Origin of the sequence: Synechocystis sp. PCC 6803 substr. PCC-P (assembly GCF_000284455.1) — a bacterium.
In the GTDB taxonomy this organism is placed as follows: Bacteria; Cyanobacteriota; Cyanobacteriia; order Cyanobacteriales; family Microcystaceae; genus Synechocystis.
This window is the reverse complement of the sequence record NC_017039.1, coordinates 1,887,331-1,907,778: the sequence shown is the minus strand read 5'-3', so window position 1 is coordinate 1,907,778 and position 20,448 is coordinate 1,887,331. Positions and strand designations below refer to the sequence as shown.

Annotated in this window: 19 protein-coding genes; 16 read left to right on the top strand and 3 right to left on the bottom strand. The window is 47.2% G+C overall.

What is annotated here, in order from left to right:
• Window positions 1-129: 129 nt before the first annotated feature.
• From hypB to SYNPCCP_RS16885, 6 genes are all read left to right on the top strand, one after another.
• Window positions 130-987, top strand: a complete 858-nt coding sequence (gene hypB, locus SYNPCCP_RS09055; RefSeq protein WP_010872932.1) for a hydrogenase nickel incorporation protein HypB — start codon at window positions 130-132, stop codon at window positions 985-987.
• A 19-nt stretch (window positions 988-1,006) separates the two neighbouring features.
• On the top strand, window positions 1,007-2,581 hold the full coding sequence (locus tag SYNPCCP_RS09050; RefSeq protein ID WP_010872931.1) for an NAD(P)H-hydrate dehydratase: 1,575 nt from the start codon (window positions 1,007-1,009) through the stop codon (window positions 2,579-2,581).
• Between the two features lie 192 nt (window positions 2,582-2,773).
• Complete coding sequence (locus SYNPCCP_RS09045) at window positions 2,774-4,726, top strand: transglycosylase domain-containing protein (RefSeq protein ID WP_010872930.1); 1,953 nt, start codon at window positions 2,774-2,776, stop codon at window positions 4,724-4,726.
• A gap of 100 nt (window positions 4,727-4,826) precedes the next feature.
• The gene (gene gatB, locus SYNPCCP_RS09040; RefSeq protein ID WP_014407113.1) at window positions 4,827-6,314 is read left to right on the top strand and encodes an Asp-tRNA(Asn)/Glu-tRNA(Gln) amidotransferase subunit GatB; all 1,488 of its coding nucleotides are present in this window, start codon (window positions 4,827-4,829) and stop codon (window positions 6,312-6,314) included.
• A 204-nt stretch (window positions 6,315-6,518) separates the two neighbouring features.
• Window positions 6,519-6,878, top strand: a complete 360-nt coding sequence (locus SYNPCCP_RS17630; protein ID WP_010871315.1) for an IS630 transposase-related protein — start codon at window positions 6,519-6,521, stop codon at window positions 6,876-6,878.
• Window positions 6,779-7,366, top strand: a complete 588-nt coding sequence (locus SYNPCCP_RS16885; RefSeq protein ID WP_308417040.1) for a transposase — start codon at window positions 6,779-6,781, stop codon at window positions 7,364-7,366. Before SYNPCCP_RS17630 ends, SYNPCCP_RS16885 begins: the two co-directional genes overlap by 100 nt.
• Before the next feature lie 236 nt (window positions 7,367-7,602).
• Here SYNPCCP_RS16885 and ffh read toward each other — a convergent pair whose 3' ends face one another.
• Window positions 7,603-9,051, bottom strand: a complete 1,449-nt coding sequence (gene ffh / locus SYNPCCP_RS09025) for a signal recognition particle protein (protein WP_010872928.1) — start codon at window positions 9,049-9,051, stop codon at window positions 7,603-7,605.
• A gap of 218 nt (window positions 9,052-9,269) precedes the next feature.
• On the opposite strand from ffh, the gene SYNPCCP_RS09020 reads away from it, so the two are divergent.
• Together SYNPCCP_RS09020 and SYNPCCP_RS09015 are read left to right on the top strand one after the other, a co-directional pair.
• Window positions 9,270-9,518 carry a YgiT-type zinc finger protein gene (locus tag SYNPCCP_RS09020; protein WP_020862330.1) on the top strand — a complete coding sequence of 83 codons (249 nt, stop codon included), beginning with the start codon at window positions 9,270-9,272 and terminating at the stop codon, window positions 9,516-9,518.
• Entirely contained in the window at window positions 9,511-10,314 is an 804-nt protein-coding gene (locus SYNPCCP_RS09015; protein WP_010872927.1) for a hypothetical protein, read from the top strand. The genes SYNPCCP_RS09020 and SYNPCCP_RS09015 overlap by 8 nt, the downstream gene beginning before the upstream one ends.
• A 24-nt stretch (window positions 10,315-10,338) precedes the next feature.
• Here SYNPCCP_RS09015 and SYNPCCP_RS09010 read toward each other — a convergent pair whose 3' ends face one another.
• Window positions 10,339-11,181 (bottom strand): segregation/condensation protein A, encoded by an 843-nt coding sequence (locus tag SYNPCCP_RS09010; protein ID WP_010872926.1) that lies wholly within the window; start codon window positions 11,179-11,181, stop codon window positions 10,339-10,341.
• 56 nt (window positions 11,182-11,237) lie between these two features.
• On the opposite strand from SYNPCCP_RS09010, the gene pdxH reads away from it, so the two are divergent.
• Complete coding sequence (gene pdxH, locus SYNPCCP_RS09005; protein WP_014407112.1) at window positions 11,238-11,882, top strand: pyridoxamine 5'-phosphate oxidase; 645 nt, start codon at window positions 11,238-11,240, stop codon at window positions 11,880-11,882.
• Between the two features lie 398 nt (window positions 11,883-12,280).
• On the top strand, window positions 12,281-13,231 hold the full coding sequence (locus SYNPCCP_RS09000; RefSeq protein WP_020862332.1) for a fatty acid desaturase: 951 nt from the start codon (window positions 12,281-12,283) through the stop codon (window positions 13,229-13,231).
• 94 nt (window positions 13,232-13,325) lie between these two features.
• Here the strand turns inward: SYNPCCP_RS09000 and SYNPCCP_RS08995 are convergent, their stop codons facing one another.
• A complete protein-coding gene (locus tag SYNPCCP_RS08995; protein WP_010872923.1) occupies window positions 13,326-15,833 on the bottom strand; it encodes a sigma 54-interacting transcriptional regulator in 2,508 nt (835 codons plus the stop codon).
• Between the two features lie 92 nt (window positions 15,834-15,925).
• Here SYNPCCP_RS08995 and SYNPCCP_RS08990 point away from each other — a divergent pair, with 92 nt between their 5' ends.
• The 6 genes from SYNPCCP_RS08990 (at window position 15,926) to SYNPCCP_RS08965 (ending at window position 20,353) form a co-directional block, all read left to right on the top strand.
• Window positions 15,926-16,273, top strand: coding sequence for a DUF6883 domain-containing protein (locus SYNPCCP_RS08990; protein ID WP_010872922.1), 348 nt, complete (start codon window positions 15,926-15,928; stop codon window positions 16,271-16,273).
• Window positions 16,251-16,538: a DUF4926 domain-containing protein gene (locus SYNPCCP_RS08985; protein ID WP_020862333.1), complete on the top strand. Its 288-nt coding sequence runs from the start codon at window positions 16,251-16,253 to the stop codon at window positions 16,536-16,538. Before SYNPCCP_RS08990 ends, SYNPCCP_RS08985 begins: the two co-directional genes overlap by 23 nt.
• Window positions 16,539-16,631: 93 nt before the next feature.
• Entirely contained in the window at window positions 16,632-18,290 is a 1,659-nt protein-coding gene (gene pyrG, locus SYNPCCP_RS08980) for a glutamine hydrolyzing CTP synthase (RefSeq protein WP_010872921.1), read from the top strand.
• Window positions 18,277-18,879 (top strand): 3-isopropylmalate dehydratase small subunit, encoded by a 603-nt coding sequence (gene leuD / locus SYNPCCP_RS08975; protein ID WP_010872920.1) that lies wholly within the window; start codon window positions 18,277-18,279, stop codon window positions 18,877-18,879. The genes pyrG and leuD overlap by 14 nt, the downstream gene beginning before the upstream one ends.
• Before the next feature lie 131 nt (window positions 18,880-19,010).
• Entirely contained in the window at window positions 19,011-19,973 is a 963-nt protein-coding gene (locus SYNPCCP_RS08970) for a pentapeptide repeat-containing protein (RefSeq protein WP_010872919.1), read from the top strand.
• A gap of 5 nt (window positions 19,974-19,978) precedes the next feature.
• Entirely contained in the window at window positions 19,979-20,353 is a 375-nt protein-coding gene (locus tag SYNPCCP_RS08965; RefSeq protein ID WP_231848028.1) for a DUF4359 domain-containing protein, read from the top strand.
• Window positions 20,354-20,448: the final 95 nt, after the last annotated feature.

Here is a 20,448-nt window from a genome sequence, read left to right as displayed (position 1 = left end):
AAACCTGGGTCTCCACCATCAATTCCAGATTACTGTGCCAAATGGCAATTAAAGTAGAACCTCTTTCAAGCATCCTCTCTTACCATGGGGTCATAACATTAATATTTCCGCCCGAGGGGGAAGGTTATTATGTGCCAAAACTGCGGTTGTAGTGCGGTGGGAACCGTTGCCCATAGCCACCATCACCATGGCGATGGAAATTTTGCCCACAGCCATGATGACCATGACCAGCAAGAACATCATCACCACCATGGCAACTACAGCAAAAGTCCAAGTCAGCAGACTGTGACCATTGAACCCGATCGCCAGTCCATTGCCATTGGCCAAGGCATTCTCAGCAAGAATGACCGCCTAGCGGAAAGGAATCGGGGCTATTTCCAGGCTAAGGGCTTACTGGTGATGAATTTCCTCTCTTCTCCCGGAGCCGGTAAAACTGCTCTGATCGAAAAAATGGTCGGCGATCGACAAAAAGACCATCCCACCGCCGTCATTGTGGGGGATTTAGCCACCGATAACGATGCCCAACGTCTCCGCAGTGCCGGGGCGATCGCCATTCAGGTCACCACAGGAAATATTTGCCATCTGGAAGCGGAAATGGTGGCCAAGGCGGCCCAAAAGTTAGATTTAGACAATATCGATCAATTGATCATTGAAAATGTTGGTAATTTGGTTTGCCCCACCACCTATGATCTAGGGGAAGATTTACGGGTCGTATTATTTTCCGTCACAGAAGGGGAGGATAAACCCCTTAAATATCCCGCCACCTTCAAATCAGCCCAGGTTATTTTAGTCACCAAACAGGACATTGCCGCCGCAGTGGATTTTGATGCAGAGCTGGCTTGGCAAAACCTACGGCAAGTGGCCCCCCAAGCCCAAATTTTTGCAGTGTCTGCCCGCACGGGGAAAGGATTGCAGTCCTGGTATGAGTATTTGGATCAATGGCAACTCCAACACTATTCGCCGTTGGTTGATCCAGCATTGGCCTAAGAGTTGAAGGAAAAAGATTATGGCAGTGACGTCTCCATGGTTCCGGGCAGTGGTCAGTGCGGCCCAAATGCAGGAGATTGAAAATTGGCTATTCACCCAGGGTATGCCAGTGGCGGCCTTGATGGAAAAAGCGGCTCTACAGACCGCCCAGAGATTGCTAACGCTCTATCCCCTCAGCACATATCCCCGCATCGGGGTGGTGGTGGGCCCGGGCCATAACGGTGGCGATGGTTTAGTGGTGGCGAGGGAACTAAAGCTCCAGGGCTACCAGGTTCAGGTTTTACAGCCCTTGGACAAGTTAAAACCCCTGACCCAAAACCACGTTGACTACGGCAAAAGTTTGGGCATCCCTTGGGTGGATGGGGTCCAGGCTTTGGCCCATTGCGATCTGATTATTGATGCCTTGTTCGGCGTTGGTTTAACTAGACTTATCACCGGAGCAATCGCCGACCTAATCACAACTATCAACAATCTACCTATCCCCGTGGTCAGTATCGATCTACCTTCAGGTATTGAGACAGATACGGGGGAAATTTTAGGTGTAGCAGTGGAGGCAGACCGGAGTTTTTGTCTTGGTCTTTGGAAACGAGCTTACTTTCAGGACAGGGCTTTGGCCCACCTAGGTCAGACGGAGTTATTGGGCATCGGCTTACCCCCCCAGGCGATCGCCAATGTTTTAGGAGAAGTTTGGCCAGTGCAAGTCCTTGGAGCTGACCAAGCTCAACAAACATTGCCCCTCAGTCGCCCGTTAGTGACCCACAAGTATCAACAGGGCCACCTATTACTGATCTGCGGTTCTCAACAGTATGCCGGGGGAGCGTTGCTAACCACTCTGGGGGCCAGGGCCAGTGGGGTGGGGATGGTGACAGTGGCGGTGCCCATGGGGATTAAGGCCTTGCTCCACAGTCAATGTCCCGAAGTTTTGGTGAAAGGTCTTTTGGAAACTCCCTCCGGGGCGATCGCCGGTTTGGGCAATTTGGACCTATCCCGTTACAGTGCTGTGGCCCTTGGACCAGGGTTAGGCTCGGACGTGGGCCCCCTGGTGGAAGAAGTTTTGTCGGTTAATTGTCCCCTGATTTTGGATGCCGATGGTCTCAACCAATTGGCTCAGCAACAATTACTACCCCTATTGGCAGTACGGACAGCCCCCACCGTGTTAACTCCCCATGGAGGTGAATTTAAAAGACTTTTTCCCGACATTGACCAAGGCGATCGCCTCACTGCAGTGCAAACAGCGGCGGCCATGTGTCAGGCCACAGTGCTGCTCAAAGGGGCTAAAACGGTCATTGCTAGTCCAACGGGCCCCACCTGGGCAATCAAAGATAGTACTCCAGCCCTAGCCCGAGGAGGCAGTGGGGATGTCCTCACGGGATTAATGGGGGGTATCTTGGCCCAGCCAGAAAAATTTGACCTTGCCCAAAGGGTGGCAACAGCAGCCTGGTGGCATGCCCAAGCCGGTATTTTAGCGTCTCAACAAAGAACAATTCTGGGGGTAGACGCCCAACATTTAGCAGAGTATTTAATTCCGGCCTGTCGCCAGTGGCTTGGTCCCAATGTCGCTAACTGGCCCGCTAATTTGTCCCATTCAAGTTGATTTTGGCAAAAAATCCCCTCTAAGCGAGCTTGGGACTGGGTTAGCCTAGTTCAGTTGACTTCTGGGCGAATGTCGGTAAGCTAAACTAAGATTAATTCCGGGGAAAATTGTTCCTGGGGAGTAGCTAATTTTAATCATCTGAGTCTGCAAGGTTACAAATTCCATTTCCTGGCGTGAGGAAGTTCTTACACCGTGTCATCCACTAGCACCCTAAAACCGTCTTCCACCAAGGTCAAAGCCAAAGCCCAGCCTAATTTTTTCCAGCGGGTATTGTGCACCACCGGCACCACTTTTCTGGGGGTGGGTCTAGTTTCTACCGCTGTGGTGGCAGGAGGGGTGGCTGGCTTGGCCTTTAGTTTTCGTAATCTACCCGATGTGCGGGGTCTAACTTCCTACGTGCCCGCCCAAACCAGTTATATCTACGATGCCAAAGGACGGGAATTGCTCAGCCTCCACGGGGAAGAACATCGCAAAATTGTGCCCCTGGCGGAAATTTCTCCCAACCTAAAACGTGCCGTACTGGCGATCGAAGACAGCAATTTTTATAAACACCAAGGCATCAACCCCAACAGCATTGGGCGGGCCCTGTTAGTCAACTTTAAAAGTGGTGGAGTAAGCGAAGGGGCTTCTACCCTTAGCATGCAGTTGGTAAAAAATATTTATCTGAGCCAAAAAAGAGTTTTTACCCGCAAATTGGCCGAAGCGGTTTTGGCGATTAGAGTCGAACAGGTATTCGACAAAGACCAAATTTTGGACATGTACCTCAACTATATCTACTGGGGCCATAATAACTACGGTATCCAAACGGCGGCTGAGAGCTACTTTAAAAAATCCGCTGCTGATCTAGATTTGGCCGAATCGGCTATGTTGGCTGGCATGATCCAAGCCCCGGAGGCCTATAGCCCTTTCAACAACTTTACTGCGGCTAAGGAACGCCAGGAAGTCGTACTAGACCGCATGGTCAGTATTGGTTGGATTACCCCTGCCGAGGCCGAGGCAGCAAAAAAAGAACCCCTCCAGAACAAGTTGGGTCAACCCACTGCTTGGCAAAACAGCAAATTGCCCTACGTTACCGATGCAGTTATTGCTGAACTGGAAACTAGATTCGGGAAAGAAGCCTTGGCCCAGGGCGGTTTGAGAGTACAAAGTACCGTTGACTACGACACCCAAAAGCTGGCGGAAAAAACTGTCAAGTCCGCCTATAGCGGTTTGCGGGGACGCATGGGAAGGGCAAAGGATTTACAGATTGCCCTAGTGGCGGTGGAGCCGGAAACCCATTTCATCAAAGCCATGGCCGGGGGAGTGGACTACAACAAAAGCCAACTTAATCGGGTCACCATTTCCCGTCGTCAGCCGGGTTCGGCCTTTAAACCCTTTGTTTATTACAGTGCCTTTGCCAGTGGAAAATACACCCCCGATTCCTCCATTGAAGACCGTCCCATCAGTTTGAGAGACGGAGCAGGTTTCTATTCTCCCAAAAACTATGGCGGCGGTTTTTCCGGCTCTATGTCCATTCGCCAGGCAGTGGCCAGTTCTGCCAATATTCCAGCGGTGTTGATTGGTAGTCGTGTTGGCCTTAATAAGGTGATTGAGGATGCTAAGCAGATGGGCATTAAAACACCATTGCAATCTGTTCTTTCCTTGCCCCTGGGGTCGGTGGATGTGACTCCATTGGATATGGCCGTAGGTTATGCCACCCTAGCTAGCAATGGCTGGTATTCTGAGCCCACCGCAATTTTGCGGGTTACCAATGTGCGGGGAGATGTCCTGCTAGACAATACTCCCAAGCCCCAACAAGTGTTAGATCCCTGGGCTGCGGCTAGTACTTCTTCAGTGCTCACTTCCGTTGTCCAGGGAGGGACAGGTAAATCGGCCTACCTAGGGCGTCCCACTGCTGGCAAAACTGGCACCACAGACAATGAGCGCAACGTTTGGTTTGTGGGTTATGTGCCCCAATTGGCCACCGCCGTCTGGATTGGAGATGATGCTAACCGTTCTCTGGGTAAGGGGATTTCAGGAGGGGGTTATGCCGCTCCCATTTGGCGCTCTTTTATGAGTCAGGCCATCAAAAATATGCCAGTGGAAAACTTCCCCTCTCCTTCCCAATTCCCCCGTCCCAAGCCGGAAAAACAGCAAAAATCCTAGGCTTTGATCCGATCGCCGCTGGGGGTTAGTGAGGGAGAAAAGTGCCCGTTGGACGGCGGGAGTATGGCAGAATGGGAGGAAGCCAATCTGCCGGAAATTCATGACTGCCACTGCTGTTAAAACCGATTACGAAGCGATTATTGGGCTAGAAACCCACTGTCAGCTCAACACAGCTAGTAAGATTTTTTGTAATTGCTCCACTGATTTTGACAGTCCCCCCAACACCAATGTCTGTCCGGTGTGTTTGGGTTATCCGGGGGTTCTGCCAGTGCTCAATGAAGAAGTGTTGGCGGCGGCGGTTAAACTTGGCTTAGCCATCAATGGCCAGATTGCCCCCTACAGTAAGTTTGACCGCAAGCAGTATTTTTATCCGGATTTACCTAAGAACTATCAAATTTCCCAGTTTGATTTGCCCATTGTGGAGCATGGCTCCTTGGAAATTGAGTTGGTGGATAAAAAAACTAAAGAGATTACCCGCAAAACCATTGGCATCACTCGTTTACATATGGAGGAAGATGCGGGCAAATTAGTCCATGCGGGGAGCGATCGCCTGGCGGGGTCAACCCATTCCCTGGTGGATTTCAATCGCACTGGGGTACCTTTACTAGAAATTGTTTCGGAGCCGGATTTACGCACGGGGCAGGAAGCGGCGGAGTATGCCCAGTCTTTACGCCAACTGGTGCGTTACCTAGGCATTAGCGACGGCAATATGCAAGAAGGTTCCCTCCGTTGTGATGTAAATATTTCTGTGCGTCCGGTGGGGCAAAAGGAATTTGGCACCAAGGTGGAGATCAAAAACATGAACTCCTTTAGCGCCATCCAAAAGGCGATCGAGTATGAGATTGAAAGGCAAATTAAGGCCATCGCCGACGGGGAGGAGATTTACCAAGAAACCCGCCTCTGGGAGGAAGGCAGTCAGCGCACCATCAGCATGCGAAAAAAGGAAGGCTCCAGCGATTATCGCTATTTTCCTGAACCGGACTTGCCCCCCTTAGAAGTGTCCGAGCAACAGAAACAAACTTGGTTTGCAACCTTGCCGGAACTCCCCAGTGCCAAACGGGCCCGCTATGAACAGAAACTGGGTTTATCTGCCTATGATGCCCGGGTATTGACCGAAGACCGGGATGTGGCGCTCTATTTTGAGGAAGCGGTGAATGCCGGAGCTGACCCGAAAGCAGTGGCCAATTGGGTTACCCAGGACATTGCCGCCTACCTCAACAACAACCGTTTGACCATCAGCGGGCTGGCCCTGAAACCGTCGGCCCTGGCGGAGTTAATTGATCTAATTACCAAAGGCACCATTAGCGGCAAAATTGCCAAAGATATTCTGCCGGAGTTGCTGGAAAAAGGTGGCTCTCCCCAGAAAATTATTGAAGCTAGGGGCTTGGTGCAAATTTCTGACCCCGACGAGTTGACTGCCATCATCCAAGCTGTCATTGCTGACCATCCCAAGGAGTTGGAAAAATTCCGCAGTGGTAAGGGCAATATGCAGGGTTTCTTTGTCGGTCAAGTCATGAAACGTACTGGCGGCAAGGCAGATCCAAAGTTGACTAATCAATTAATTGGTAAACTCCTGGCCCAAGCTTAAGGTTTCCCCGGCTAACTAATGGCATTTGGGCATTGCTTCCCATGGCTTGATGTTGCACTGTTGGGGAGCATTGTTGCCTTGGTTATTTGGAAAAATCAACTCGTTTATAAAGCTCTGCAAGTTTGATTTTTATAGTCATTTCAATTAACGATGAGAGAATTTAATGTAAAATTATGGAGTGTACAAAATGAACAGGTTTAAACAATGGCTTACAGTTTAGATTTAAGGCAAAGGGTAGTAGCTTATATAGAAGCTGGAGGAAAAATAACTGAGGCTTCCAAGATATATAAAATAGGAAAAGCCTCGATATACAGATGGTTAAATAGAGTAGATTTAAGCCCAACAAAAGTAGAGCGTCGCCATAGGAAATTAGACTGGGAAGCTCTAAAAAAAGACGTAGAAGAAAATCCCGATGCAAGATTGATAGACAGAGCCAAGAAATTTGGAGTGAGGCCGAGTGCCGTATATTACGCATTAAAGAAAATGAAAATAAACAGAAAAAAAAAGAACTACGTTATCGAGAAAGAAACCGGGAGGAACGAGTTAAGTACTATAGAATGTTAAGAGAACTAATTAAGCTCTATGGTAGTCAAGCTATAGTTTACATAGATGAATCTGGATTCGAAGCAATCCAGGCTTGTATTTATGCCTGGTCAAAAAAAGGAAAAAAAGTTTATGGAGATAGACAAGGAAAAAGGGGAGTCAGAGAAAATCTAGTAGCAGGGAGAAGAAAAGGAAAAAAAGATTTGATTGCGCCGATGGTTTTTACCGGGAGTTTGAATGCAGAAGGCTTTGAAGGATGGTTAAAATTATATTTGCTACCCTCCCTCGACATTCCATCAATATTAATAATGGATAATGCTCCTATTCATCGTAAAACTGCCATTAAAGAATTGGCTAAAGAAGCAGGTCATGAAGTTCTTTTTTTGCCGAAATATTCTCCTGATTTAAATGATATTGAGCATGACTTTAGTGCCTTGAAACGAGCTAGAATGTACGCTCCTATTGACACGTCTCTTGATGAAATTATCCGTTCTTACTGTGGCGTTTAGCGTCTCAGCTTTATTTGAAACTACTATAAATCTAAATTTTGCCTAAAATAGTTAAAATCAATCATTTTTATCAAGATTTTGACAACGGATTCAGACAATACAAAATATTTGCAGATAAGCTCAGCAAATCTTATTAACCTCTCCTAATTTTACAGAGAAGTTAAGATAAAATTTGCTCCCCATTGTCCATGAAGTAGTCAATTTAGGGAGCAGAATAAGACTAGGCAAATAACACATTAAAGCTGGCCAAAACCTTTTTTCTTCTTTTTCTTTTTCGGCTTACCGCCACCACCTCTGTAACCTCGAAAACCTGGGCCTGGTTGACCGCCAAACATACCTCCCCCCATGCCTGGCATTGCTCCCATCCCTGGCATACCTCCAGGCATTCCTCCCATGCCCATTTGCTGCATCATGGTCCGCATCTTGGTGAAATTGGTGATTAGCTTAGACACATCGGTTTCACTATGACCCGATCCTTGGGCTATGCGACGACGCCGACTGGGGGATTTAGCTAATAAATCGGGATTCTTCCTTTCCTCCGTGGTCATGGAACTAATCATGGCTTCGGTGCGCTTGAGTTCCTTTTCCCCTTTTTCGATGTCGCCACTGCTGAGCTTATTCATGCCGGGAATCATTTTCAGCAGACCCCCTAGGGAACCCATATTCTTCATAAAGCGCATTTGCTTAATGAAGTCATCAAAATCGAAGGTGGCTTCGAGAATCTTGTTCTGTAACTTCTCCACGTCCCCGACATCGATCGCCTCTTGGGCTTTTTCCACCAGGGTCAGCACATCCCCCATGTTTAAAATCCGACTGGCTAGGCGATCGGGATAGAAAGGTTGCAGGGCCTCCACTTTTTCCCCCACCCCGACAAATTTGATCGGCTGGCCGGAAATTTGCCGCACCGATAGGGCTGCACCGCCCCTAGTATCCCCATCTAACTTGGTAAGAATTGCTCCGGTAATACCAATTTGCTCGTGGAAAGTATGGGTTAAATTGGCCGCCTCTTGCCCCGTCATGGCATCTACTACCAGTAGAGTATCGTCAGGTTTAACAACCTGTTTAATTTCGGCCAACTCCGCCATCATTTGGGGATCAATCTGCAAACGACCGGCGGTATCGATTAAGACCGTATCGACTCCCAATTCCTTGGCTTTTTCCACCCCTTGGCGGGCAATTTCCACCGGGTTGGCATCACTGCCCAGGTCAAATACAGGCACATCAATCTGTTGCCCCAGAGTTTTTAGTTGGTCAATGGCGGCGGGGCGATAAACGTCCGTGGCCACCATCAGGGCACTGCGTTTTTGTTTGCGGAGATAGAGGGCTAATTTGGCCGTGGCGGTGGTTTTCCCGGTCCCCTGCAAGCCGGCCATAAGAATGACGGTGGGAGCTTGCTCTGCTTGAGCTAGGGGCACGTTGCTTTCCCCCATCAGGTTTACCAGTTCGTCGTAAACAATTTTGATGAACTGTTGCCCTGGGTTAACCCCACTGATCACATCCGCACCGAGGGCTTTTTGCTCTACGTCTTTGATGAAACCCTTGACCACCTGGAGATTCACGTCCGCCGCCAACAGGGCTCTCCTGACTTCCTGAAGCGCCTCTTTAATATTGCTTTCACTAATTTTGTCCTGACCCCGGAGCTTCTTCCAGGCATCTTCAAGGCGATCGGCTAAGGCATCAAACATAGACTTTTAACGGCGGGACGGAACTTTAACTATTTGTAACCAATTCAACTGTAGCAAAGGGTTGCCCTGGCCAGAGAATCTGATCGGTCCCATCCCCTAACCATGGGCGGACCCAGGCCTCTCCTCCCCAATGGCGATCGCCGTGTAATTTGGTTTAGATACCCACCTCAACAATCCAGTAATGACCTTGCTGATCACTCGAAGGAGAGAAACCAATAATGGACAACAAAACTCTGGTTGAAAAAAGGGTAAATTACACCCTTAGTTTAAATGGTCGGTTAATTATTATTGAAAACGTCCCAGCACGGGTTAATGAAGAAACTGGAGAGCAGTTTTTTTCGCCAGCAACGGTAGAGTGTTTACAACAGACTGTTCTAGACAATCAGGAGCCGGATCATTTTATTCAAATTCCGGTTTATAGTTATTCAGAAAATCAAATCATTCCTAATAATTACGAAAATGGATAATTCAGAGCAATGGTACACAAGAGAAGAAAGAGAATTATTGCATAAAGCTCGCTATTTCTCAGGTTCCCATAATTATTTTTTTGAGTTAAAGGTAGCCAAAAATGGCTCAAAATATATTGTTATCGATCAACGCAAGAAGGTTGGAGACAAGTTTGTGGGATCAAAAATAAGAATTTTTGAAGATGAGATGTTGGAGTTTGAGCGTGTATTACATCAACTTATAAGTATCGCTTCTGGACAAATGCATGTTTCTGCTGATAACTTGTCTCAATCAAGCTCTATAGAAGTAGAATCCAAAGACCTTTCGTGGGAAAATAATTCAGATATCTGCCCTAACTTTTTTCCGATATTAGCTACTACTAATAACTGGCAAGAGTTTGAAAAATATACCTTTTTATTATTAAAGTCACTAGGAATTGTAACTATCAAAAGTTTCCTTGGAGAAAAACAAGCTGGTAAGGCGGATGGATTTTTTCGGACTACTAATCTTTCAGTCATTTATGACTGTACCTTGGCAAAGGGAGACATTGAAACTCTTAAAAGTCAACAAATCATTAATTACTGTAGTCAATTGAAGCAAGGCAGAATAGAGTTTTCAGATAGAATAGTTGAAGAATTTCATGAAGATCATAAGCAAGTTTGGATAATTAGTCGTCAACACTCTCGAAAAATTCAAGCAATTAATTCTATAGAAGTTAAATTGATTTCCATCCAAGATTTAATGAATCTATATGCAACTAGATTGACATCTAACTCCTCATATGAGTCTTTAGATTTGCAACTAAGAAATATTTAGCATTTAAGAGTAATTGCTTGCATACTAGGCTGAGTTTAACACTTCTGTTTCTGGATCTAAGGTTAACTGTATATTTTTTTCAGAGTCATCAATAATTTGAACTTGTAAATCTTGGTAAAACTCTTCCTGAGCCAAAGATACTTTCGACTGGGAACTTAATAATAGTAATGCCCAAAATACGCCAACTTTATCTTTTTTATCCGGCAATTTATCTGGATCTAAATGATGATGCCAACAGTGGAGTAATGTATCCAAATCTACCCAGGAACGATGGGGTAAATCAGGCAAAATTTCCGGCAGACGGGTTTGTAAAAATTGTTCCAATTGGCTGGCTAACTCAGTTAAATTTTCCTGGTGGGCTAATTCGGTAATGATTTGTAGTGCTTCCCGCCGGGATTGGGGACGGGCCCGTTTCACCCGCTTGGGTTTTTGTTCGCTTTTTTCGATTTCAACGGCGATCGCCTCGATCTGATCAATTAATTCCGCCAGGGTAACCCGACGACGTTGTAGGGGCGGGACAGCAGTGCGGCGACGCAGACGATTTTCTAAATCCCTTGGTAACCGGGCAATTAGACCATCGGGCCATTCTTCTAGCTCAGCTTCAGGTAAAACTTCTTCTGGTTCCTGCTCCAAATTGTGGAGACTGTCAGCTTTGTAGCGCACCAACATGGAGGCCCAAAGAAAAGCCTGGCCAGAACGGGGTAAATTTTGCTGTTGAAAATTCAGGTCGAGGCTGTTGAGAATGCCCAGATCCTGCAAAAAGCGATCAATTACATCGATCACCGACACGTCCCAGGGGTTAATCTCCCCTTGGTGGGCCATTTCGATCAGGGTATCAATGGCATGACTCGCCGCAGATGGTGTCATAATTCCTTATGTTAACTGCCCGCTGTGAAGATCACCAGTTGGAGGACGCAGGCTTTATGGATGGGGTTTCCCTCGCGGATTTACGCTTGAACTATACCCAGGGGGGTTTAATCGAGGCTGAGGTGGCAGACCATCCCTTTGCCCAATTTCACATATGGCTCCAACAGGCGATCGCCGCTGAGTTGCCAGAACCCAATGCTATGACTTTAAGCACTCTGTCCGAGGAAGGCCATCCGGTGGGGCGTATGGTGCTGCTCAAGGGTTTGGATGAGCGGGGCTTCGTTTTTTACACTAACTATGACAGTGCCAAGGGGCAACAGTTAACGGCCCATCCTTGGGCAGGATTAGTGTTTTGGTGGGCGGCCCTAGAAAGACAGGTACGGGTGGATGGTCAAGTGGAAAAAATTGATCCGGCAGAATCCGATGCCTATTTTCAGTCCCGTCCCCGGGGTTCTCAATTGGGGGCCTGGGCTTCTCCCCAAAGTCGGATTGTTGGCGATCGCCAGGAGTTAGAAGACAATCTAGCCCGTTGGGAAAAACAATACGAAAACCAATCCATTCCCCGCCCCCCCCACTGGGGAGGATTTCGAGTGATTCCCCATCGCATCGAATTTTGGCAAGGCCGCCCTAGTCGTCTCCATGACCGTTTGCAATTTAATTTGCTTGATGGTCAATGGCACAGACAGAGGTTGGCGCCGTAGAAGTTAAACTAGCCCCCATTCCATTGCAGTCTTAAAGTTTTGACGTTTTAGTCCATAAAGTTGATCAGAGTTGCGTATTTATAAACATTTGAACTTTTTATCGTCCTTTCTCTACACAAATTTGAATCAAGTATTCTCCTTAGTGTGTTTTCTGTCTTAGTCAAAATTGGTCTTACTGCCGAATTTTCATCTTCCAACGGCAGCCTTCTTTGAAGATTTAGGATAGAATCATAGGATTGTTTTGCCGTCATAGCCCCTAAGATAAATACGTGCGTCTAGAAATTTCATCGCCTCAAACAAAGCTTCCTTACCCCAAAACTGAAGAATTACCATTTACCCTCCAAGAGCTCAGAAACGCTATTCCAGCGGATTGTTTTGAGCCATCGGTAGTCCGGTCCTTGGGCTACTTTTTTTTGGATGTTGGTTTAATTGCCGGGTTTTATGCTCTAGCGGCCTACCTTGATTCCTGGTTCTTCTATCCGATTTTTTGGTTAATTCAGGGAACCCTATTCTGGTCCCTGTTTGTGGTGGGCCATGATTGTGGCCATGGCTCCTTTTCCAAATCCAAAACCCTTAATAATTGGATTGGTCATCTCAGCCACACGCCAATTTTGGTGCCTTACCATGGCTGGCGTATTAGTCATCGTACTCACCATGCCAACACGGGCAATATCGACACCGACGAAAGTTGGTATCCAGTGTCGGAGCAAAAATATAACCAAATGGCCTGGTATGAAAAACTTCTACGTTTTTACTTGCCTCTGATCGCCTACCCCATTTATCTATTTCGGCGATCGCCAAACCGGCAAGGCTCCCATTTCATGCCCGGCAGTCCCCTATTCCGTCCCGGAGAAAAAGCAGCTGTTCTCACCAGCACCTTTGCCCTTGCAGCCTTTGTCGGCTTCCTTGGCTTTTTAACTTGGCAATTTGGCTGGCTATTTTTGCTGAAATTTTATGTTGCCCCCTACCTCGTGTTTGTGGTGTGGTTAGATTTGGTCACATTTTTACATCACACTGAAGACAATATCCCTTGGTATCGTGGTGATGACTGGTATTTTCTCAAAGGTGCCCTCTCCACCATTGATCGGGATTACGGCTTCATTAACCCCATTCACCATGACATTGGCACCCACGTCGCCCACCATATTTTCTCGAATATGCCCCACTACAAGTTACGCCGGGCGACTGAAGCCATCAAGCCCATTTTAGGGGAATATTATCGATATTCTGACGAGCCAATTTGGCAAGCTTTTTTTAAGTCCTACTGGGCTTGCCATTTTGTTCCTAATCAAGGTTCAGGGGTCTATTACCAATCCCCATCCAATGGTGGATATCAAAAGAAACCTTAATTGATCCTAATTGAATCAAACCAACATCGGGAGGGAAGGCAATATTAGATGGTATTACTCCCTTCCGATCGCCTTATGAGAAGTATGGAAGAAGTTAAACAATCACACTCCAAAAGATCAGCATTAAACCAACAACGGTGCTGTGGTGAGGCAGAAGATTGAAAAAGGATTGTTTACCTAACTGTTGACTGAGAAAAATCGACCAAAGTACCCCGGCCAAAAGCAGCATACCTTGCAAAAAGGCGATCGCCGCTGGATCCGCCACCAACATCGGTAAATCAAAGGGTAAAGACCAGTGGAAAGTTTTTGGCACTAGGGTCAACACCTGCCCCGCTTCCCCCAAACCCAAGTTGAGATAATGGGCTAAGTTGGCCGCTAAAGTGAGAGGCAATAGACCGTAGGCTAGGTTAATGAAGGGAATTTTTTGCCCAACTTTAGGAGCGGGAATCAAAAAGTAGGCGATTAGTGGCAATAAAGCTGGTAAAAATAGTAAACCGAGGGACAGAAAACCATGGTCAATAAATGTACCCACTGGCGATAAATGCCATACCTGGATAAATTCTGGTAATCTCCTCAATAAAACGCTATTCAGGAGTAACAACAATAAGGCTACTTCGTAAGGGCGCACGGTATGGGTAGTAACAATGGCGATCGCCGGGGGACGCAGATTAAATTCCACCGAACGATGGGGACAGGCTTTTAAACAGGTCATACATAGTACACAATCCCGATTGTCGGTTAGTTGGGCCGGATGGGTACCCAGGGGACAGCCTTCAGTGGCTTGACCTTCCCCCTTAGCGGGGCCTCCCTTGTAGCACTGGTAAGTAGTACATTCTGCCGAACAAGTTCCCTGTTGGGCCCGCAATTCTGTGATAGCTAATTTAGCAAACATGCCGTTCATGCCGCCAATGGGACAGAGGTAACGACACCAAAATCTTTGCTCAAAAATCACGGAGCAAACCATAGCTCCCCCGGTAATTAACAGTAATAACCAAGCAGAAAGATAAGCAGTATTTTCCAAATTCCACAGTTCTTCCCAGAGTAAAATTAGGGCAAAAAGGGCAAAGAGAAACCAACCACCCCAATTTTCCGCTGCCTGCCTCGGCCATTTTTTCAGTTTCCTCGGCCAGAGCCAGAGAGATAATTTTTGGGTAATTTCTCCGTAAATCATAAAGGGACAAACCGCACACCAAAGTCTACCAACAAAAATAAATCCCAATAGCACTAGGGGCCACCACCATGCCCAAAATAAATTCAATGCAAAATTTTGGTCCCTAGTTTGGGGCCCTAGAAAAAGAATAGCCACAATGACTGGGAAAGCGAACACAGTGAAGCCATAATTGAGGCGATCGGGCCACCAGGCACTGCGTAAAAATTGCCGTAATTGCGGGTAACGGTTGAGTAAATTCAGACGAAATAATTGTTTCTTACCTTGGGAAGGCCAAATAATTTCCTCGGTAATTACTTTTTCGCCCTGTAATTGGGTTACCGCCCGTTCCACTAGATTGTTTAATTCCCGAATATTATTAGGAAAATCGTAGGCTTGTAAGCGACGCAGGGCCTCCGGTGCTAGGTTAGGAACTTCGATGCCCTTGGAGCGACAAATTAAACTTAAATAATAGTCAACGTAATCCTCAATATCCGCTTTTCTTACCCGCAAAGGGGGAATTTTAATGGTGTTAGTAAATAGGGAAGTAAGCTTGGGAATGATGTTTTCAGCAATGGCAATTACCTTGGCTTGACTATGGCGAAAAGTTGGTTCTGCTCCCCCTGCTGTGGCCACCGGTTGGTAAATACCTTCACAAATTAAGTTGGCGATCGCCGGTAAAAGTTGGGGTTTCAATTCCTGAATATTGTTCAACAGTAAGGTTCCTTGACCCAAGGCATCTAAAATTCCGGGTTTACCTTGATTGGTGCCAAAGAGTTCTTGACCACTGGCGGATAGCAGAGCACAGTTGACCTTCACCATCACCGACCGTTGGGCTTGGGCTGAGCCAAAATGAATCAGGGCGGCGGTGTTATCCTTTTCCAGTCCCGGCTCTCCGAACAATAATACTGGCTTTTGATCTGTTGATACTGCTTTAATTTGCTCCCGGAGCTTTTGGGCATAGCGACTTTTACCCATAATGGCTCGCTTAGCGGCAGGGACGAGGTAGGGGCGTAAAATCTTCTGTTTTTCCTGTTCAAAAAATAATTGGGCATTCAGTTCCCTGAGTTCCTGCACCAATTGTTGGGAAAAAGCCTGAGTTATCTGGGGATAATCTTGCAGCAATTGCCGCATTTTTTGCCCTGGTAAATACCACAATTGGCAGTCAGTAAGGGCGACTAAATCCTGTTCTAGGGGACTATCAATTATGAATGCCTCTAGATTAATAATTGCCCCTGGCAATAAACAAAATTTCCGGGCATCAGATTCCAACTGTCCTTGACCAAGAATGTACAAGTCCGTTCCCTTGTCCCTATCTTTGGGCAGACTTTCACCCTTAGCCAGGGAAAATTCAATTAATTGGCTGGCGATCGCCTCCAGAATCTCCGGGGCAAGTTGGCCTAATTCCGTCCGTTGTCGGAGCCAGGAAAGCAAATAGGAAAGGCGATCGGTCATGGCAAAACCCCTGAGGAAAAACCTATGATCATACTAATCGATGCTGTAACATCTATCCTGAATTAAGTTCTGGGATATTTTTAATCTAAGTTATGAAATTGCCCTACGGAAACCAAGCTGATGTGAAGCAAATAACTGATAAACTACAGACCTATTCCCTTAACCTAAACCATCCTAATGGCAAACATAAAGCTAGACTTTTTCGAGCTAAATTGGGTATAACAATAGATAACCAAGACTTTCTTATTACTAGGCTCAGAAAAGTAGCCGCTCATTATCAAAATTTTGAATTGACAGATTCTGACCAGTACGGAGAACGTTATGTGGCTGTTTTTCCCATGACCACTACCACTGGAACAGCGAAAGTACTTAGTGCTTGGATAATCCGCCCCGGGGAGACCTATCCTCGACTAACCAATGTTTATCCCATTCGCAATTAGCATCAAGGAAATTACACTTATGGACAACCTTCAACTACATAGTCTTGTGGCGTTAAAAGAAGATATTACTGCCAAGCTTTTTCTGACAAGCCAGCCAATTCTATTGCGTCAGGGACAAGTTGGGACAATTATTGAGATCCTGGGGGGAGGGGAAGCTTTTGAAGTCGAGTTTGCCGACGGAGATGGTCAGGCTTATGCCATGTTGGCGGTTCCCAGAGAAAAATTAATGGCTTTACACGATCAACCAATCTTGCTAGCAAGTTAGGCAGTACTCAATTGGAGGTTAGGTTTAGTTATTGGCTGGTATCTCCGGTAAAATGGGCGGGGATTTAAGCGCACTTTGTAGGGAGTTTGGCCAATGTCGAAGTTTGTTTTTGTGACTGGGGGAGTGGTCTCCAGCATTGGTAAAGGCATTGTGGCCGCTAGTCTGGGACGGTTACTAAAATCCCGCCATTATTCCGTTTCCATTCTTAAGCTTGATCCTTACATCAACGTGGACCCCGGCACCATGAGTCCCTTTCAGCATGGGGAGGTGTTTGTCACTGAAGACGGAGCCGAAACAGATTTAGATCTGGGACACTACGAGCGTTTTACCGATACTTCCATGTCTCGCCTCAACAGCGTTACCACCGGGTCCATTTACCAAGCAGTGATTAATAAGGAACGACGAGGAGCCTACATGGGGGGCACTGTACAGGTTATTCCCCACATTACCAACGAGATTAAGGAAAGAATTCTCCGGGTGGCCCAGAACACGAACCCCGATGTGGTAATCACAGAAATTGGCGGCACCGTGGGAGATATCGAATCCCTGCCCTTTTTGGAAGCGATTCGCCAATTCCGCAAAGAGGTGGGTCGCCATAACGTTATCTACATGCACGTTACCCTCATTCCCTGGATTCCCGCCGCCAAGGAAATGAAAACCAAGCCCACCCAACACTCGGTTAAGGAGTTACGTTCCATCGGTATTCAGCCGGATATTTTGGTCTGTCGTTGCGATCGCCCGTTGCATCCAGGTATGAAGGAAAAGTTATCGGAATTCTGCGACGTGCCGGTGGAATCGGTGATCACCTGTCAGGATGCCAGCAGTATTTATGAAGTGCCGTTAATTTTGGAAAAGGAAGGGTTGGCCCACCAGACCCTAGAACTGCTGAGAATGGAAAATCGATCGCCAGATTTGTCCCAGTGGCAATCCCTGGTGGAAAAAATGCAGTCCCCCCACCATGACATCACCGTGGCCCTGGTGGGTAAATATGTCCAACTCAGCGATGCCTATCTTTCCGTGGTGGAAGCTCTGGGCCATGCGGCGATCGCCAGTGACAGCAAACTCCACCTGCGTTGGATCAGTGCCGAGGAGATTGAAGCCCAAGGGGCAGCCACCTTTCTGAAAGATGTGGACGGCGTGTTAGTGCCCGGCGGTTTTGGCATTCGGGGGGTGGACGGCAAAGTCCAGGCGATCGAATATGCCAGGGAAAATCAACTGCCCTTTTTGGGCCTATGTTTGGGTATGCAGTGCTCCGTCATCGAATGGGCTAGAAATGTGGCCAAATTACCGGAAGCCAACAGCGCGGAATTTGAAACGGAAACCCCCAACCCAGTCATTAACCTTTTGCCAGAACAACAGGATGTGGTGGATCTGGGGGGAACCATGCGGTTAGGACTATATCCCTGTCGCATTGCCCCAGATACCCTGGCCTTTTCCCTGTATCAAAAGGAAGTGGTGTACGAACGGCACCGCCACCGCTATGAGTTTAATAACTCCTACCGCACCCAATTCACCGATACTGGTTTTGTGGTCAGTGGCACATCCCCCGACGGCCGCCTAGTGGAAATCGTTGAATATCCCCACCATCCCTTTTTCATTGCCTGCCAATTTCACCCGGAATTCCATTCCCGTCCCAACCAAGCTCATCCCCTTTTTAGCGGCTTTATTAATGCGGTCTTAAAACGTCGCAATGCCCCTGCTAAGATAGCGGTTAACTGCCACACCGTTACCGAAGATCATGAGCCAAGTTAAACAAATCCAGGGTAAGGCCTTGCCCCTAGTGGGGGATGACATCGACACTGACCGCATCATTCCCGCTCGCTTTTTGCGTTGTGTCACCTTTGACGGTCTGGGGGAACATGTTTTTGCCGACGATCGCCAGCAACAGGGGGGCAACCATCCTTTTGATCTGTCCCAATACCAAGACGCCACAGTGTTGGTGGTCAACCGCAACTTTGGTTGTGGCTCCAGCCGGGAACACGCTCCCCAAGCCATTATTAAATGGGGTATCAAGGCCATCATTGGGGAAAGTTTTGCTGAAATCTTTTTGGGTAACTGCTTGGCCAACGGTGTGCCCTGTGTCACTGCCCCCCATGGTCAGATTGCCGATTTACAACAAGCCATTACCGCCGATCCTAATTTGGCAGTGAATTTAGACCTAACCACCGCTGCCGTTACCTACGGCGATCGGAGTTTTCCCGTAATTCTCTCCGACGGGGCCCAGCAAATGTTGCTGGATGGCCAATGGGACACCTGTGGTCAACTGGTGCAAAATCAGGGGAAAATTGCCGCCACCGCTGAAAAATTGCCCTATCTCCATTGGCAAACTTCCGCCGCCTAGAACCTATTGCTTTTTTCCGTTGGGTGTGTTGGTAAGTCAGCTTTTTTGGGCACAATGCCCACAGAGTTGGTTTATGTCTGGTCGTCAGAACACACCGCTTTGCTCTCCCCTCCCACCACCGTCAGGACACAATGGAAACTGAGCAACTTCTTTGGCAATATGGCCAGGGCACTAGGGATTTCAGCCGCATTGAACTACATCATGCCGATTTAATCCAGTCCGATCTAGTGGGCATTATCCTCAACCGGGCCCTGCTCGCATATGGCAACTTCAGCGGCAGTAATTTATCTGAAGCCCAGCTACGGCGTACTAACCTAAGCCATGCCCGTTTGATGGGAGTGAAATTTGTCGGGTCAGACCTGACTGGCATAGATTTAAGCTATTCAGATCTCAGTTGGGCGGACCTAACCGATTGTGACCTCAGTGGAGCCAATTTGGCCTATGCCAAGCTCAAGCAAGCCCGGTTAATACGGACAAATTTAGAAGGGGCTAACTTGGCGGAAACCGATTGCCAGGGAGCAATCCTAGAAGCAGTTAATTTCAGTCGAGCGGATTTGAGTGGGGCCGATCTCACACGAGTTGATCTGGCAGAGGCTAATTTCAGTCGGGCAGATTTGAGTGGGGCCGATTTTCGCAAAGCCAACTTTGACCATGCCAATTTGTATAAGGTGAATCTAAGTCAAGCCCAATTACGTCATGGCACAGTGGAGGAGGCTTTTCTGCAGGGAGCAGACCTCAGTCAAGCTAATTTGAAAGGAGCGAATTTAGGCAGGGCATTGATGAAGGAAGTTAACCTCAGTTTGATTAATCTATCGGAAATTCATCTTAAAGCTCTCCCCAACAAGGAGCAGATTAACTGTGCCGGTTGCGCCCTGCGGGGCACTATTTTCCAGGGAGCTAATTTCCAGAATGCTAATTTTGAGTATGCTTTGATGGAAAAAGCTTTATTGGCCGGGGCCATACTCCGGGGCGCCAATTTAATCGATGCCTGTTTACGGGGGGCAGACCTACGTAATGTCAATTTTCAAAATAGTCACATTAGCGGCATAAACTTGGCAAAAACAATTATGCCCGATGGGAGTGTACATCCCTGATGAGAATGCTATCGGTGTTTGGGGCGATCGGAGGGGTGATGGTATTGGCCAGTGGTGCTCTGATGGCGATCGGCAATCCGGGCAAGCCTGACTATGAAGACTACGCAGTGGAAACCCTCAGTACCTATCTAAAAACCGAGATTTGTCCCAAAGCGCCTGCGGATTTTGGCGGCTTCGTGCAGAGTTATTGCAAAACCTTGGTGGATGCAGGACAACCACAAATTAAACAAATCATCGCCCAAACTACTAATCAGCAAAATTTTTTGTTGTTTAGTATTTACCAAACCACATTATCTCTGCCGGATCCTTTTCCTACCTATGAGTTTCAAACCATTGGGGTAATGAAGCAGTTTTATACTTATCAGGCAATGGAAATTTGATCTTCTTTTTAATTAATCTAAAGGTGTTCTTGTAACGTTGCCAAAGCCTTTGAGTATACTTAAATAAGTTCCACAAATATTTTTTTAGCCTGACT

Excerpts from the sequence above, each read along its gene's own strand:
- pdxH (WP_014407112.1), top strand. The coding sequence starts at position 11,238 with ATGGATGGGGTTTCCCTCGCGGATTTACGCTTGAACTATACCCAGGGG.
- SYNPCCP_RS08985 (WP_020862333.1), top strand. The coding sequence starts at position 16,251 with ATGTTTATCCCATTCGCAATTAGCATCAAGGAAATTACACTTATGGAC.
- SYNPCCP_RS08970 (WP_010872919.1), top strand. The coding sequence starts at position 19,011 with ATGGAAACTGAGCAACTTCTTTGGCAATATGGCCAGGGCACTAGGGAT.
- SYNPCCP_RS17630 (WP_010871315.1), top strand. The coding sequence starts at position 6,519 with ATGGCTTACAGTTTAGATTTAAGGCAAAGGGTAGTAGCTTATATAGAA.
- hypB (WP_010872932.1), top strand. The coding sequence starts at position 130 with ATGTGCCAAAACTGCGGTTGTAGTGCGGTGGGAACCGTTGCCCATAGC.
- SYNPCCP_RS09020 (WP_020862330.1), top strand. The coding sequence starts at position 9,270 with ATGGACAACAAAACTCTGGTTGAAAAAAGGGTAAATTACACCCTTAGT.
- SYNPCCP_RS09010 (WP_010872926.1), bottom strand. The coding sequence starts at position 11,181 with ATGACACCATCTGCGGCGAGTCATGCCATTGATACCCTGATCGAAATG.
- SYNPCCP_RS09015 (WP_010872927.1), top strand. The coding sequence starts at position 9,511 with ATGGATAATTCAGAGCAATGGTACACAAGAGAAGAAAGAGAATTATTG.
- gatB (WP_014407113.1), top strand. The coding sequence starts at position 4,827 with ATGACTGCCACTGCTGTTAAAACCGATTACGAAGCGATTATTGGGCTA.
- ffh (WP_010872928.1), bottom strand. The coding sequence starts at position 9,051 with ATGTTTGATGCCTTAGCCGATCGCCTTGAAGATGCCTGGAAGAAGCTC.
- pyrG (WP_010872921.1), top strand. The coding sequence starts at position 16,632 with ATGTCGAAGTTTGTTTTTGTGACTGGGGGAGTGGTCTCCAGCATTGGT.
- SYNPCCP_RS08995 (WP_010872923.1), bottom strand. The coding sequence starts at position 15,833 with ATGACCGATCGCCTTTCCTATTTGCTTTCCTGGCTCCGACAACGGACG.
- SYNPCCP_RS08990 (WP_010872922.1), top strand. The coding sequence starts at position 15,926 with ATGAAATTGCCCTACGGAAACCAAGCTGATGTGAAGCAAATAACTGAT.
- SYNPCCP_RS09050 (WP_010872931.1), top strand. The coding sequence starts at position 1,007 with ATGGCAGTGACGTCTCCATGGTTCCGGGCAGTGGTCAGTGCGGCCCAA.
- SYNPCCP_RS08965 (WP_231848028.1), top strand. The coding sequence starts at position 19,979 with ATGCTATCGGTGTTTGGGGCGATCGGAGGGGTGATGGTATTGGCCAGT.
- leuD (WP_010872920.1), top strand. The coding sequence starts at position 18,277 with ATGAGCCAAGTTAAACAAATCCAGGGTAAGGCCTTGCCCCTAGTGGGG.